General features: G+C 55.6%; 13 protein-coding genes. 5 read left to right on the plus strand and 8 right to left on the minus strand.

The genetic code is table 11. The annotated features are described in order from the left end of the window. Window positions 1–22: 22 nt before the first annotated feature. From RAC90_RS03625 to kdsA, 3 genes are read left to right on the plus strand one after another with little or no spacing between them, the layout of a single operon-like run. Window positions 23–421, plus strand: coding sequence for a SirB2 family protein (locus tag RAC90_RS03625; RefSeq protein WP_039340706.1), 399 nt, complete (start codon window positions 23–25; stop codon window positions 419–421). Continuing rightward, window positions 418–1227, plus strand: a complete 810-nt coding sequence (sirB1, locus tag RAC90_RS03630) for an invasion regulator SirB1 (RefSeq protein ID WP_033741062.1) — start codon at window positions 418–420, stop codon at window positions 1225–1227. Before RAC90_RS03625 ends, sirB1 begins: the two co-directional genes overlap by 4 nt. 25 nt (window positions 1228–1252) lie before the next feature. Further along, window positions 1253–2107: a 3-deoxy-8-phosphooctulonate synthase gene (gene kdsA / locus RAC90_RS03635; RefSeq protein ID WP_006118907.1), complete on the plus strand. Its 855-nt coding sequence runs from the start codon at window positions 1253–1255 to the stop codon at window positions 2105–2107. Window positions 2108–2170: 63 nt separating this feature from the next. Here kdsA and chaA read toward each other — a convergent pair whose 3' ends face one another. Further along, window positions 2171–3262, minus strand: coding sequence for a sodium-potassium/proton antiporter ChaA (chaA, locus tag RAC90_RS03640; protein WP_006118908.1), 1092 nt, complete (start codon window positions 3260–3262; stop codon window positions 2171–2173). Between the two features lie 365 nt (window positions 3263–3627). Between chaA and chaB the strand changes: the two genes are divergently transcribed. Together chaB and RAC90_RS03650 are read left to right on the plus strand one after the other, a co-directional pair. Further along, window positions 3628–3858, plus strand: coding sequence for a putative cation transport regulator ChaB (chaB, locus tag RAC90_RS03645; RefSeq protein ID WP_006118909.1), 231 nt, complete (start codon window positions 3628–3630; stop codon window positions 3856–3858). A 427-nt stretch (window positions 3859–4285) separates the two neighbouring features. Beyond that, on the plus strand, window positions 4286–4960 hold the full coding sequence (locus tag RAC90_RS03650) for a gamma-glutamylcyclotransferase (protein ID WP_277284214.1): 675 nt from the start codon (window positions 4286–4288) through the stop codon (window positions 4958–4960). Between the two features lie 29 nt (window positions 4961–4989). Here RAC90_RS03650 and RAC90_RS03655 read toward each other — a convergent pair whose 3' ends face one another. From RAC90_RS03655 to icmH, 7 genes are read right to left on the minus strand one after another with little or no spacing between them, the layout of a single operon-like run. Then, window positions 4990–6396 carry a serine/threonine-protein kinase gene (locus RAC90_RS03655; protein ID WP_006118911.1) on the minus strand — a complete coding sequence of 469 codons (1407 nt, stop codon included), beginning with the start codon at window positions 6394–6396 and terminating at the stop codon, window positions 4990–4992. Window positions 6397–6440: 44 nt separating this feature from the next. Next, on the minus strand, window positions 6441–7382 hold the full coding sequence (locus RAC90_RS03660; RefSeq protein WP_375123972.1) for a hypothetical protein: 942 nt from the start codon (window positions 7380–7382) through the stop codon (window positions 6441–6443). Window positions 7383–7392: 10 nt separating this feature from the next. Further along, the gene (locus RAC90_RS03665; RefSeq protein ID WP_375123973.1) at window positions 7393–8172 is read right to left on the minus strand and encodes a PP2C family protein-serine/threonine phosphatase; all 780 of its coding nucleotides are present in this window, start codon (window positions 8170–8172) and stop codon (window positions 7393–7395) included. Then, on the minus strand, window positions 8169–9296 hold the full coding sequence (gene tagH, locus RAC90_RS03670) for a type VI secretion system-associated FHA domain protein TagH (protein ID WP_033741076.1): 1128 nt from the start codon (window positions 9294–9296) through the stop codon (window positions 8169–8171). The genes RAC90_RS03665 and tagH overlap by 4 nt, the downstream gene beginning before the upstream one ends. 34 nt (window positions 9297–9330) lie before the next feature. Continuing rightward, window positions 9331–10029, minus strand: coding sequence for a type VI secretion system-associated protein TagF (gene tagF, locus RAC90_RS03675; RefSeq protein ID WP_006118915.1), 699 nt, complete (start codon window positions 10027–10029; stop codon window positions 9331–9333). Window positions 10030–10042: 13 nt separating this feature from the next. After that, on the minus strand, window positions 10043–12151 hold the full coding sequence (gene tssM / locus RAC90_RS03680; RefSeq protein WP_033741079.1) for a type VI secretion system membrane subunit TssM: 2109 nt from the start codon (window positions 12149–12151) through the stop codon (window positions 10043–10045). Further along, a complete protein-coding gene (icmH, locus tag RAC90_RS03685) occupies window positions 12151–13368 on the minus strand; it encodes a type IVB secretion system protein IcmH/DotU (RefSeq protein ID WP_033741082.1) in 1218 nt (405 codons plus the stop codon). The genes tssM and icmH overlap by 1 nt, the downstream gene beginning before the upstream one ends. Between the last annotated feature and the right edge of the window lie 58 nt (window positions 13369–13426).

The raw sequence follows: 13426 nt of genomic DNA on the forward strand, positions 1-13426 counted from the left end.
CGTAAAATCACAGGGATGAATGATGTTTACTTATTACCCACTGCTAAAAAACCTGCATCTGCTGACCGTGGCGATCACGGTTTCGCTGTTTCTGCTGCGCTTCTACTGGCAGCGCGTTGGCGCAGCCATACTGCAACGCCGCTGGGTCCGTATTCTTCCACATGTCAACGACACGTTGCTGCTGCTGAGCGGCGCAGCGCTGGTAATGCTGACCCACTTCTATCCTTTTTCACCTCAGGGAAGCTGGCTGACGGAGAAGCTGTTAGGCGTTATTATCTATATTGCCCTTGGGTCCGTGGCGCTGAGCCGCCGCCCTCGTTCTGATCGCACCCGCTGGATGGCCTTTGTGGTCGCCTTAATCGCGCTGGTGACGATCATTAAGCTGGCACTGAGTAAAATGCCGTTATTGGGGATAGTATGAGCTCCACCGAACAACTCGATTACAGTGAAACACCGCTCTGTGAGGCGGTGATGGGTGCAACCAAAGCCATTCGCACCGATTTTCCGACCCTGTCGGTCGAACAACAGTTAGCGGCGTTAGTGGCTGAAGCCCGGGATTACGTCAGCGACCAACAGGATGCGGATTTAAAGCTCGAAAAGCTGCTGGAGCTGTTTTACAAGCAGTGGAAATTTGGCGGTGCCAGCGGCGTGTATAATCTGTCTGATGCACTCTGGCTGGATAAAGTGCTGAAAACCCGTCAGGGAACCGCCGTGTCACTGGGCGTGATTCTGCTGCATATTGCGGCGGAACTGGAACTGCCCCTGATGCCGGTGATTTTCCCGACGCAGTTGATTCTGCGCGCCGACTGGCTGGATGGCGACAAGTGGCTGATTAATCCGTTCAACGGGGAAACCCTGGATACGCACACGCTCGAAGTATGGCTGAAAGGCAATATCAGCCCGCTGGCGCGTCTGTATGATGACGATCTCGACGAAGCCAAAACCGTCAGCGTAATGCGCAAAATGCTGGATACGCTGAAAGCGGCGCTGATGGAAGAAAAGCAGATGGAGCTGGCCCTGAACGTCAGCCAGGTGTTGTTGCGCATTGACCCGGACGATCCCTATGAAATTCGCGATCGGGGATTAATCTATGCACAGCTTGAGTGCGATCATATCGCGTTAACGGACTTAACCTACTTCGTTGAACAGTGTCCTGAGGATCCGGTCAGCGAAATGATTAAAGTCCAGATTCACGCAATCGAACAAAAACGCGTGACGCTGCATTAAGCGTCACCCCAGATAAGGAAAGGGCATGACACAGAAAGTTGTCAGTATTGGTGATATCAGGGTCGCAAACGATCTGCCATTTGTTCTCTTCGGCGGCATGAACGTGCTGGAATCCTACGACCTCGCGATGCGCATCTGCGAGCATTATGTAAACGTGACCGACAAACTCGGCATTCCTTACGTTTTCAAAGCGTCTTTTGACAAAGCCAACCGCTCCTCCATCCACTCTTACCGTGGCCCCGGCCTGGAAGAGGGCATGAAGATTTTCCAGGCGCTGAAGCAGGCCTTTGGCGTGAAAATCATCACCGATGTGCACGAAGCGGCGCAGGCTCAGCCTGTGGCAGATGTTGTTGACGTGATTCAGCTGCCGGCCTTCCTGGCGCGTCAGACCGATCTGGTTGAGGCGATGGCGAAAACGGGCGCGGTGATTAACGTCAAGAAGCCCCAGTTTGTCAGCCCCGGCCAGATGGGCAACATCGTGGACAAGTTTGCCGAAGGCGGAAACGACAAGGTTATTCTTTGCGACCGCGGCAGTAACTTTGGCTACGACAATCTGGTAGTGGATATGCTGGGTTTCAACGTCATGAAGAAGGTGACGAATAATTCGCCGGTGATTTTCGACGTGACGCACGCGCTGCAAACCCGCGATCCGTTCGGTGCAGCCTCAGGCGGACGCCGTGCTCAGGTGGCCGAACTGGCGCGTGCCGGTATGGCGGTGGGCATTGCGGGCCTGTTTATTGAAGCCCATCCGGAGCCGGACAACGCCAAATGCGACGGTCCGTCGGCGTTACCGCTGGATAAACTGGAACCGTTCCTGGTGCAGATGAAGGCGATTGACGATCTGGTGAAAAGCTTCCCGGCACTGGACACCAGCAAATAAGCCGCAGTGCAGACGAAAAAAGAGCGAATTCTCGCTCTTTTTTTTCGTCTCAGGTTTGTGAGATTACAGCATGATGGTCATCAGATAGCCGACAAATAAGGCCAGGTGCGCGGCACCATTCAGCACATTCGTTCTGCCGGTTGAGAAGCTAATCTGACACAGGATCAGAGAGGCAATCATAATGACCATCTGCGGCGGTTCCAGGCCGAATATCAATTCCTGGCCTGTCAGCGTCGCAATAATAGAGACCGCCGGTACGGTCAGCGAAATCGTGGCCAGCACTGAGCCAAAGAACAGGTTCATCGCGCGCTGTACCTGGTTCATCAGGACGGCCCGGATGGCACCCAGACCTTCCGGTGAGAGGATCAGTAACGCCACCAGGAAGCCGGTGAACTGCTTCGGTGCGTTGAGGTCGGTCAGCAGATGCTCCAGCGGGTTAGCATTCATCTTGGTGACGGCAATCACCGCAATCAGATGCACGATCAGCCAGATGGCGTGCCAGAGGCTACTGTGCGCAGAAGGTTTACCGTGGTGAGGATCGCCATCATCACTGTCATCTTCGTGCTCATAGACAAACAGGCTCTGGTGCGTTTTGGTCTGAATCAACAGGAAAACGCCATACATCGCGGCAGAAATAGCGGCAATCAGTAAACTTTGCGCAGCGGTGAAATTTCCGCCCGGCAAGGCATTCGGAAACACCAGCACCAGGATGGCTAACGGAAAAATAGCGATCAGGTATTGCTTTACCCCGGCCAGATTCACGTATTGCGTCGCAAACTTTCTGCCGCCCAGCAGTAAGGCAAAGCCCACCAGCCCGCCGGTCACGATCATAATGATCGAGTAGAGCGTATCGCGCATCAGCGCAGGTGCCGCATCGCCGGTGGCCATCAGTGCCGAAATCAGGCTGACTTCCAGAATCACGACAGACAGGCTGAGGATCAGGGAACCATAGGGTTCGCCCAGGCGGTGAGCCAGCACATCCGCATGACGCACCACGCTGAACGCGCTGCTGAGAATAGCAACCAGCGCCAGTAAATTAATGCCGACGACGAGCGGGAGTGAGGTTTGTGCACCAAAAAAATAGAGTACACCCAGGGCAATAAGGGGAAGTATCAGTGAAAACTCTTTGTGACGTGTTTTTTCATGTAAAGGCATTCACTCTCCTCGCTGCTGAATAAAAGGGGCAATTCATTTACCCATCCTGACAGGGAAATATATAAGTCAGGCAGTGTAACTTTTCAATCGAACAGCAGGTGAAAATTTACCGCTTTTTACTTTCACACACATTCAGCCTGAAAAGGGGTTTATAAAAATTTATTCCCGCTTTTGTCAGATAAATCAGTCATAAAGCAAATCTTCTTTCGCGATAATCTTCCGCATTATTGCAAAATACATCCCAATAAGGTGATCGTTAATGCCGGAACAGAGAAATAACAAGCGGAGAGGCGCAGAAACCACAGTTTGCATTTTGGCTTATCTGCGCCAGACTTATAAACCATCATGTTAGAGGAGGATAAACGATGCCTTATGCTAAGCGAAGCGACCTGCCAGAAAGCGTTAAGCACGTCCTGCCAGCGCATGCCCAGGATATCTATCAGCAGGCCTTTAACAATGCCTGGTCACAATATAAGGATCCCGATGACCGACGAGGCAATGAATCACGCGAGGAAGTGGCCCATAAAGTGGCCTGGTCAGCGGTGAAACATGACTATGAAAAAGGGGATGACGATAAATGGCATCCCAAAAAATAGTGTGTTGCGTTGTGGGCCTGAACAGCAGGCCCGTTTATATGTCCCGTCCCGCCAGCATCATGTCCGTTCTCACGCGCATTTCTTCCCTCTGATCGCCCACGTTTCAGGCTTCTTGTCGCGCCCACGTTACGCATGTTTACTTCACGTTGCGCGAGCAGGGGTTATCCTGAACGCCAGGATGCCGTGAAGAAACTCATCAGCCCTTACCGTTTTACGCGCTGTAAAACACTTTTTTTGGGTGTTATAGCTGCCGCTTTTAATAGTTAAATAAAGGCTATTTTTTAGCGGATATTCCCACTCTTACTTGAAACTGATTTTGTTAATAATTAATGTCAGTTTAATGAATACAGCGTAAATTTGTGAATGTTCACGCAACAGAACCGAGGAGTGTCTTACACAGGACGTGGTGAAAGTCGAGGAGGTCGCATTGCTTACCCGGGAATTTTTATTAAAAGCGGATTGTAAAACATCATTTGGTGATATTGAGGAGACATTACTGTGGAGTTGTGAACAGCGCGCGGCGTCGCTGGCGGCAACCCTGGCATGTCGGCCCGATCACAGCCCGGTATGGATCTTCGGCTACGGTTCTCTGATGTGGAACCCGGTATTTGAAGCCGATGAAGTGGCATCGGCCTCGCTGCACGGCTGGCACCGTGCCTTTTGCTTGCGCCTCACAGCCGGGCGCGGCACGGCTTCCCATCCGGGGCGCATGCTGGCGCTGAAAGAGGGTGGCATTACGCAGGGACTGGCATTTCGCCTGCCGGAATCACGGCTGCACGACGAACTGGCATTACTGTGGAAGCGTGAAATGATCACCGGCTGCTATTTGCCGACCTGGTGTGAGTTGGTGCTGGACGATCAACGCCGCGTGACGGCGCTGGTTTTTATTATGGATCCGCGTCATCCGCTTTATGAACCGGATACCTGTCCTCAGGCGGTTGCGCCCCTGATCGCAGCGGCCAGTGGACCGTTAGGCTCGAACGCCCAGTACCTGTTTTCGCTGGAAGAAGAACTGACTAAGCGCGGGATGCAGGAGGACGATTTGATCCGCCTGGCGCGCCAGGTGCGTGAACTGCAGCAGCACTGGCCAAGACAGGCGTAATCCGCGCCCGCCAGGCCAGCAGCATCCGGTCACTGGGTTGGGTTAATCAGCCAGGTGCCCGGTCTGTCAATTACCACGGACTGACTGCGCGTCGTATTCCCGGCATGCACATCAATGCGGTACTGGCCTGCCGCCAGGTTCAGCACGGCAAAACCGTTGCTGCTGGCGTGCAAGGCCACGGGCTGACCGTTCAGGACCACCTGTTCATCACCGGCCAGTTTCAGGTAAACCATCGCCAGGCCCGCGGGCACCGTGCCGGTCGCTGGTGCAGCACTGCGTTTCGCCACCTGCGGCACCGAAGCGGTTTGCGAGTTTTCAACCCACACCACCGCGCCGACGGCAATAACGGCAACGGCGGCCAGCGCCAGAAGCCCCGGTGACAGACGACGCACTGTGCGTCCGGTCAGCGGTTCCGCCATCGTCGCCCCGTGATTCATCGCCAGGACCACCGGTGGGACCGTGTCGGCCGCGGCTGCGTCCAGTTGGTTTTGCGCGTCATTGCGCTGTTGCAGACTGTTAACGACCGCCTCCACATCGCTGACCGGTAAGGCAATGAGGGCAGCAAACACGTCGATGCTCTGCGGACGATCGTGCGGTTTCATCAATAGCGCACAGTCAATGGCATGCAGCAGCGGCAGCGAATAGCCTGAAGGCTTACGCACTACCAGCGGTTGATAGTTGTCTTCAATGCAGCGCACCACGCTGACCGGCGGCGGGGAGCCGGTAATCAGCGTGTGCAGTACCGCGCCCAGCGCATAGATATCTGTCCACGGGCCTTGTTCACCTTCGCCTTCTTCGCTGTACTGCTCAATGGGGGCAAAACCCGGTTTCAGCATGATTTCGGTTTCATCAGAGAGATTGCCTATCTCTTTGCGGGCAGAGCCAAAGTCGAGCAGCACCGGCAGTTGATTTTCCTGAATCTGAATATTATCCAGCGAAATATCACGATGCAGATAGCCAGCCTGATGAATGGTATTGATAGCCCCCAGCAAGGGCGGCAGTAAGCGGCGAATCCAGTCTTCGGTGATAGACTCATGGCTGGTTAACTGCCACTCTTTCAACGTCATGCCGTTGTAGTAAAGTGTGCCCATATAGGCGGTGCCGTTTTGTTCCCAGAAGCGCAGGACATGCAACAGGCCCGGATGATTGAAGCGTGCCAGCAGTCGGGCTTCCTGAATAAAGCTGTTCAGACCGGCATTAAACAGCTTCTGAAAACGTTCACCGCGCAATTCCAGCGACATATCCGCCGTCCTGACCGCCAGCGAAACAGGCATGTATTCTTTAATGGCAATGGTGCGTTCAAGTTGATGGTCCCATGCGCGATAGACAATGCCGAAACCGCCGCCGCCAATCACTTCTTTGATTTCGAACTCGTTAAAGCGATATCCGTCAGGCAAGGCATTCGGTACTGCTTTCTGATTGTCATTAGCCGACATAGTGGACTCTCTGAACTGGGCCTGCTTGCCAGGCAACGCGATAATTAATGGATGTTACGCCAGGCACCTGCGCCGGGATCAACCTGATCCGCGCGCAAGGTGTCCACAAGTAACACATTCACTTTCTGTTGTGACGGTAAACTGCCTGCCCACCGGCTACGCAGCGTGTCGAGCCGTGAAGACAGGGCGCTGGCATTCTGCTGCGCAGTGGCTTTATCCGCTCTGACCAGAAGGGTGCCCTCAAAGCGCCACAGATGTTGCGTATCGTCGAAAGGCAGCACCAGCCAGCTGTCAGGCGCATCAGCACGGGTCACAATCATGCGCTGTTTATTGACGCTAACGATTTGCAGGGCGTTACCGGCAATGGCCAGACTGGCGATCGGGTAACCCTGGTAAAACGTGACGGCAAGCGTCTGCGGTTGGCCGTGTCCACTGACGGTAATATCACTGTTGCCTTCGAGCCAGCCTTCCGACGAGCAGCGCAACCGACCGCCTTGCGGGACAAAGATCGACAATCCGTTTTCGTCCCATGCGGTGCGAAAGCGGCAGCCATCAGGTAACGCAAAATGCTGTAACGGGGTGCTGTCTGCTGGCCGCGACGCGACAACCGGAACGTTACTGCTTGTGGCAGCATCGGCGTTCACAATCAGACGCCAGTTCTGCAATTTACTGGCGCTGCCGGAAGCCAGCACGCTGCCCTGGCTGTTGGTCATTTGCCAGGGCAGAACGTCCAGTTCATTACACTGATTCGCTAACAGTGTCCCGACGCGCGGCAGGAACGATTTAAGGATCTCTGCATTCTGGCTCTTACCCGAGACAATACGCAGTGGCAGTGTCTCCTGGCACCAGTCGTCGGGCGTTTTGCCTTCAACGTTGTCGATATACACTTCCAGTTCGAGGCTGGGTGAGTACACCACGCGATAATTTTCCGCCTGCGCAGTAAAGGCCATCAACAAGGTAGCCAGAGCGGGCAACCACACTTTCATAGCGTTTCTTTCATCCATCACGAGAGGGCAGAAAACGGGTTGAGTCAGCCAGCGAATAAAGCAGCGTGGCCTCCTGCGGTTCGCCGATCCACACGGCCAGCGCACTCAGATTATCTTTCTTTACTTCACGGCTCACGGCATGTTCCATCAACGTCAGCCACTCTTCACAGGCATTCACCATGCGCAAGGTCTGCTCCATTTCCCGGGTGGTCAGATTGAGCCAAAACCCGTCGCTACAGACTAAAAACGCATCGCCGTCTTCCAGCAGTATTTCGTCAGAAAAGCTCACAGGATGGGCAGGTTCTGTGCCGAGCGCATTATAAAGTAAATTACTGTTAATTCCGGTATTTTCATAGCCTGCCTCGCTCAGTTTTTGCACAAGGCTGTGGTCGCGGGTGACCGCATTGAGCACGCCATGCCGAAAGTGGTAAACCCGGCTGTCGCCCGCGTGCGCCCACCATGCGCGCTGTCGGGTGCGGTCGATAAACAGGCCCGCCAGCGTGGTGCACATCGCGGCAAAATTCGGATTATTACCCTGTGCGATTTCAAGCACAGAGCGGCACGTTTCTATCGCCTGCTGTGTGAAGGCGAGGGTAAGGTGCGGACAGGTGTGCAACTGAGTCAGCAGGCTGTCGCATACCAGTTGTGCCGCCTGTTCCCCACCGGGCAGTCCCGCTACGCCGTCGCATACCACGAAGCTGGCCTGATGGGCATCCAGTACCACACCGGTGCGATCCGCATGTTCATCACGCTGACCTTGCTGACTTCGCTGGGCAAACGCGATATTCATGCATCATCCGTACGCGTCTGGGAATCTTTGTACTGATTCACCTCCATGTCGTAAGCATGAAGGAAAGCTTCACCAAACAGCGTATGGAAATCGTCTTCGATTTCACCCGCAGTGCGCTGATAGCGGCGAGTGAAATAGTCCCACAGTGCGGCTTTTTGATAAGGCGTAAACGGGACTTTTGACACGGCACCGTCTGACTTCGCCTGCTCCTCCAGCCCCTGCGGATTAAACGACTGCAACATGGCGGCGATGATGGCGCGGATCCCGGCGATCATGCCCAACTGATGTGCCTGCAGATCCACCAGCGCATCCCGTACCGCCTGTTCAGGCTGCATAAAGCCCGGCATCTGGCTCTGGTACATCTGCATCAATACGGTTTTGCCCGAGGGCAGAATCTTGAACGGGTTATTTGCTTCGTTCAGGATCATCGTCATTTCCGCTTTGACGCCCCGTTTAAGGATAGAGCGCGACGACAGCAATGCCACCGTGCCCTGCGAAAACAGACTTAACATGCGGCCAGTGGTCCGCATCTGTTCTTCGTTAATCACCGTATTGTGGCCGTTGCTTAGTCCCATACCGTCAAGCAGCGCCGCGACCAGGTTATCGTGATCGTGTGCGGCGGGCGAGGGCGCATATCGGGGCTCACCGGCCTGGGGCTCAATGGCCAGTCTGGCATCGCCCCGGTGGTCGTGGCGTCTGGCGACAGGTTCCTGAGCGACCTCTTCGACTTCAGTAAATTCGGGGATATCCAGCGGATTCGTCTGCGGGCCCGCATGGCTAAAAAACGCCAACGGATCGCTGTTGATGCCCTGTACCGCGGGGTCACGTACGTCGATGGCATAGTCGCCAATGCGCAGAGCATCCCCGTGTTTCAGGCTCACCTGCATCCCCCGGCTGAGCGGCACACCGTTGTGTTCGACCGGTGTCACGCTGCCCTGATTAGTCAGGCGGCACTCCCCGTTACAGGACAGGTGCACCAGCGCCTGCAGACGAGAAATAGAACGGGCTTCATCCGGTAACACCAAATCGTTATCCTGACTGCGGCCGATCGTGCCGCCCGGCGGATGAAACGTGACGGTTTTCACCGGCACATCAGACGTGCATTGAACGATGGTAAATTGCATGAGCTATCCCGTTATGAAGGACAAAGGCAACGTCTCACTCGAACATCGGTGGATAGAGGCCGTTGCGTCCCGGCTGTGCACCTGCTGCCGGATTAAACAGTAATGAGAACAGTTCTGCCGTGAGGGTACCGCTATGCTTGTGTGTCGCATGTACGAAACCGTCACTGCGGTTGCTCCACCAGTAACTTATGTGTTGCTGCGGGTCGAAATGTTCGGCGACGTCCTGCCAGCTCAGCGTGCAGGGCAGGTCCGCGAAACCGATTACATCCATAATATCTGACGGCTGCTGGACCGGGACCATCAGCGGAGCCAGGGCCTGGATGTGCTGATCGAGCTGGTCCGGGCTCAGGCCGTGAGTCACGGCATTCAGCAGCGTGGCCCCCAAATCCTGATACCAGTCTCCCGAGATCGTTAACTGTGCCGGATGCCACTGACTGAGCGGAAAGCTCAGCAAGGCCAGCAGCGGCCAGGCGCGCCCCACACGATCGCATGACGGTAACAGGCAGCCCATCTGTACCTGCTGACGCGTTGGCGTGATCGGTAACACAAAATTCCACACCGGCGCGCGCAGAAAATCGGCGCTCACGGCCGCGTCCTGCTGATGCCAGTGAATGAGGCCCTGCTGAAACCAGTGATTCCACGGCGTGATGACCTGTTCAGTGAGCCGATGATGTATAAAGTCCCCTGTTGAGGGCAGTTTGCCAAACCAGCCAGGGGCCAGAGATACAGACATGTTCACCTCGCCATTATGGATTATGCGTTGTCGGGCGCTGTGCCTTCGCGGGGGCAATCGCCAGTACCGCGCCGCCGCGCCCCGCATTGTTCAAATTATCAGCCAGCTTGCGCATCATCAGCGCATTGTCACGCGCATAAGGTGAAGACTGAATTTGCTGATCGAGTAGCTGGCTTAAGTGCCAGTCAAGCTGCTGCAGATCCCGCGCGCTGACCTTTTCAGGTAACGAACGCTGCAGATTTTGCAGTAGCCAGGCCCGTAGAAATTCCCCATCGTAGTTTCTGGGCTGATACAGCATCTGATAAGCGCGGAGCGCATTACGACTGTATTCATTGTCATCACCGGGATCGTTACGCAGCAGGTTGGTGATCTGCTGAGCGACCCGGGGCAGCAGTAAAGACTTAAGCGCATTTTGATAAAGCGCCCAGGCGGCATCGCTGACCTGATTGCCACGATATAAGCCTGCCCGCATAGTAAGCGGCGGATTATCGAGAGAAAACTGGTCGGACACCGGTAACTTCACCAGGTTATTCAGAAAGGGTAGCAGATCAAAAATATTATCAGCGGGCTGATGTATCACTTGCTGACTTTGTGCAGAAATTGCCGGTACGCGCGCGGTAACCTGCTGCAGATAATGCTGGTTCTGATAGTAGCTGATCAACCACAGTCCGCTCATGATCACCAGCGCCCCGGCCAGCATACCGTAGCCAATCCAGTGCAGGAGCTGATTACGGTATTCCCAGCGACGATTGCTGCCCGCCAGGCCACTTTCTTTAAACACCAGATTGCTCAGCAAATCACGAATAAAAAAGCTCTGGCCTTTATTGCCGGGAATAGGGCTGTTGCGGTTGACCCGATCCCAGGCGGCAATCGAGTGTGCCCCCGCCTGACGCAGTTGCAGTTTGCGGCTCAGCTCGCCCATCACGCGGTCAAAAGGCAAACCTTCCTGTGTACCGCTGGTAAAGAACAGCCCACGAGGATTCCAGGCCACGGTCTCAGAACGCGGGGAAAAAATGCTGTCCAGGTATTCGCTGAGCAGGGGACGCAGCGAGGCAAACTCCTGCGGAAACAGAAAACATTCTGCCCGCTCATTGAGGTCGCGCTCATGGGTCATTTGCCCGGCCAGTTGCTGCTGCAGTTGCTGTTCTAACTGGGTAAACTGCCCCTCGAAGTGAAGATGCCAGTCCTGCTTGTGTGGCTTACCGGCTTCCCAGGGAAACGTGAAGCCCCAGATAGCATCGCGGCGGGCCTTCTCCATGCTGCCGAAATAACTCATAAAGCCTTTCAGCAGGTCGGTTTTGGTCACCATGACATAGACGGGAAAATGAATACCGGTGTGCTGATGCAGTTCGTTCAGCCGTTCGCGCAGCGCATTCGCCTGTTCGTAACGCGCCTCAGCCGAATCGCTGAGTAAATCCGCGACGCTGATGGTCAGGATGACGCCGTTGATCGGCTGCCGCGCCCGATAGCGCTTTAGCAGATTGATAAAACTCTGCCACTCGCTGGCATCGCGTGCCCGCTGACTTTCCTGTAACGCATAGCGCCCGGCGGTATCGATCAGCACGGCGCTGTCGGTGAACCACCAGTCGCAGTGCCGGGTACCGCCGACGCCGCGAACGGCCTCGTTGCCGAACGTATCGGTCAGGGGAAATTTCAGGCCGGCATTGAGCAGAGCGGTGGTTTTACCGGCACCCGGCGCCCCAATCATCAGATACCAGGGAAGCTGATAGAGGTAATTGGCGTTAATCCGTGCCCACAGGCTGCCCTGGCGTCGGCCAAAATGGGTGCGCTTGAGGCGCATGGCCGCCTCACTAAAGCGCTGGCTGAGCAGCGCCTCAGTGGCCTGCCGTTCCGCCGGATCGTCGCTCTCTGCGACCTGCAACCGGTCAAGCAGGCGACTGTTGAACCAGGCACGGTACAGCGCAGGAATCAGCTGGAAACCAATCCAGAGAAGATAAAGCAGACTGACCACAATCTTGCGGTGTAGCGCGGGTTCAAGCGGGCGGGTTTCATTCCACGCGATAAGCGGTCCCAGCATCCACAGCAGGCAACTCAGTGCCGTGACGCCAATAAAGCTCCACAGCAGCCGATGCGTTAAGAATAAGCGGAAAGAAGCGCGCATCAGGGTGTTCCTTGGTGAGTACTCAGTGTTTCAGGTGCGGCAAACAGCGTAATTTCAACACGGCGATTACGGGTACGGTTCTCGCTGCTGTCGTTGGGCAGCAGCGGATCGCTGTCGCCGCGGCCTTCTGACCGGAGCACGTGTGAATCGGCCAGTTGCACCTGCAGTAACTGGCTAATCGCACGGGCACGGGCGAAAGAGAATTCATAGTTTGAGGCAAACCGACTGCCGTCAACAGGCTGATCGTCGGTAAACACCGACACCAGAATGGTGCCTTTGACGTCTTTCATCGCTGCGGAGACGCGCGCCAGAAGCGCCCGGCCCACCGGATTAATCACCGTGCCCTGTTCGGCAAACAGCTTGTCTGCCGGGATAATCACTTTGCTGCCAAACGCACCGTCGCTGACTTCGAGCTGGCCGGCGGCGATCACGTCATTTAACCGCTGACGTAAGTCGAGCAGCGCCTGTGGCGAAGAAGGGCGACGATTCATCATGATTTGTGGCAACGGCATATTATACAGACTGCGCAGCAGAGGCTCAGCCGCGTTGCCGAGCCGCCAGTTGAGTCCGCTGTAAATCAGGCAGCCGATCAGGGCGACCAGCATGGCACAGGCCCAGAGTGGCACCATCGGACGGGCCAGCGTATTAACCAGCGGATGTACCTGCACCAGCGGCGTGGACTCCGTGGTTTGCTGCGCACGGGTTTCGTCGATCAGCGCTTTTAACCTTGCCCGCAGGCTGTCGCACTGCGCCCGGCCTTTTTCACTGCCCCGGTAACGCCCTTCATAACCCAGCAGCAGGCAGTAATGAATAATTTCCAGCAGCCAAAGGTGCTGCTGAGGGCTTTGTGAAATGCGTGAAAGCAGCTGGAAGAACTTTTCGCCGCCCCAGCTTTCATTATGGAAGGTCACCAGCATGCCGTTGCCGGACCAGACGCCGCGCGTGCCCCATGGCGTTTGCGCGGCGGCTTCATCCAGGGCACTGCACACACAGTACCGTGCACCGATGATCATCTCAAACGGCAGGCCTGCCTGCTTGCAGCGTTGTTCAAACAGGCGGATTTCATCAATCAGAGACTGACGTAAACCTGCCGGGTCATCGTGGGTAGCAGCCTGACGAATTTGCACCACCGCATTCAGCAGAGGCGCGGCCGCTTTAAGTAACAAATTTTCGCGACCAGAGGTCGTCACCTCACGCGGTGAAGATTCCACGCTCATGGCTGTGTGTACTTCCCGCGTTGCGTTGCGCGTCCGGCAGCATGCGCAGGACGGCAGG

This window comes from Pantoea sp. CS_6, assembly GCF_041954745.1.
Lineage (GTDB): Bacteria > Pseudomonadota > Gammaproteobacteria > Enterobacterales > Enterobacteriaceae > Pantoea > Pantoea stewartii.

What these genes read in the sequence shown, in the direction of transcription:
- RAC90_RS03625 (WP_039340706.1), top strand. Translation starts at nt 23, where the DNA reads ATGTTTACTTATTACCCACTGCTAAAAAACCTGCATCTGCTGACCGTG.
- sirB1 (WP_033741062.1), top strand. Translation starts at nt 418, where the DNA reads ATGAGCTCCACCGAACAACTCGATTACAGTGAAACACCGCTCTGTGAG.
- kdsA (WP_006118907.1), top strand. Translation starts at nt 1,253, where the DNA reads ATGACACAGAAAGTTGTCAGTATTGGTGATATCAGGGTCGCAAACGAT.
- chaA (WP_006118908.1), bottom strand. Translation starts at nt 3,262, where the DNA reads ATGCCTTTACATGAAAAAACACGTCACAAAGAGTTTTCACTGATACTT.
- chaB (WP_006118909.1), top strand. Translation starts at nt 3,628, where the DNA reads ATGCCTTATGCTAAGCGAAGCGACCTGCCAGAAAGCGTTAAGCACGTC.
- RAC90_RS03655 (WP_006118911.1), bottom strand. Translation starts at nt 6,396, where the DNA reads ATGTCGGCTAATGACAATCAGAAAGCAGTACCGAATGCCTTGCCTGAC.
- RAC90_RS03660 (WP_375123972.1), bottom strand. Translation starts at nt 7,382, where the DNA reads ATGAAAGTGTGGTTGCCCGCTCTGGCTACCTTGTTGATGGCCTTTACT.
- RAC90_RS03665 (WP_375123973.1), bottom strand. Translation starts at nt 8,172, where the DNA reads ATGAATATCGCGTTTGCCCAGCGAAGTCAGCAAGGTCAGCGTGATGAA.
- tagH (WP_033741076.1), bottom strand. Translation starts at nt 9,296, where the DNA reads ATGCAATTTACCATCGTTCAATGCACGTCTGATGTGCCGGTGAAAACC.
- tagF (WP_006118915.1), bottom strand. Translation starts at nt 10,029, where the DNA reads ATGTCTGTATCTCTGGCCCCTGGCTGGTTTGGCAAACTGCCCTCAACA.
- tssM (WP_033741079.1), bottom strand. Translation starts at nt 12,151, where the DNA reads ATGCGCGCTTCTTTCCGCTTATTCTTAACGCATCGGCTGCTGTGGAGC.
- icmH (WP_033741082.1), bottom strand. Translation starts at nt 13,368, where the DNA reads ATGAGCGTGGAATCTTCACCGCGTGAGGTGACGACCTCTGGTCGCGAA.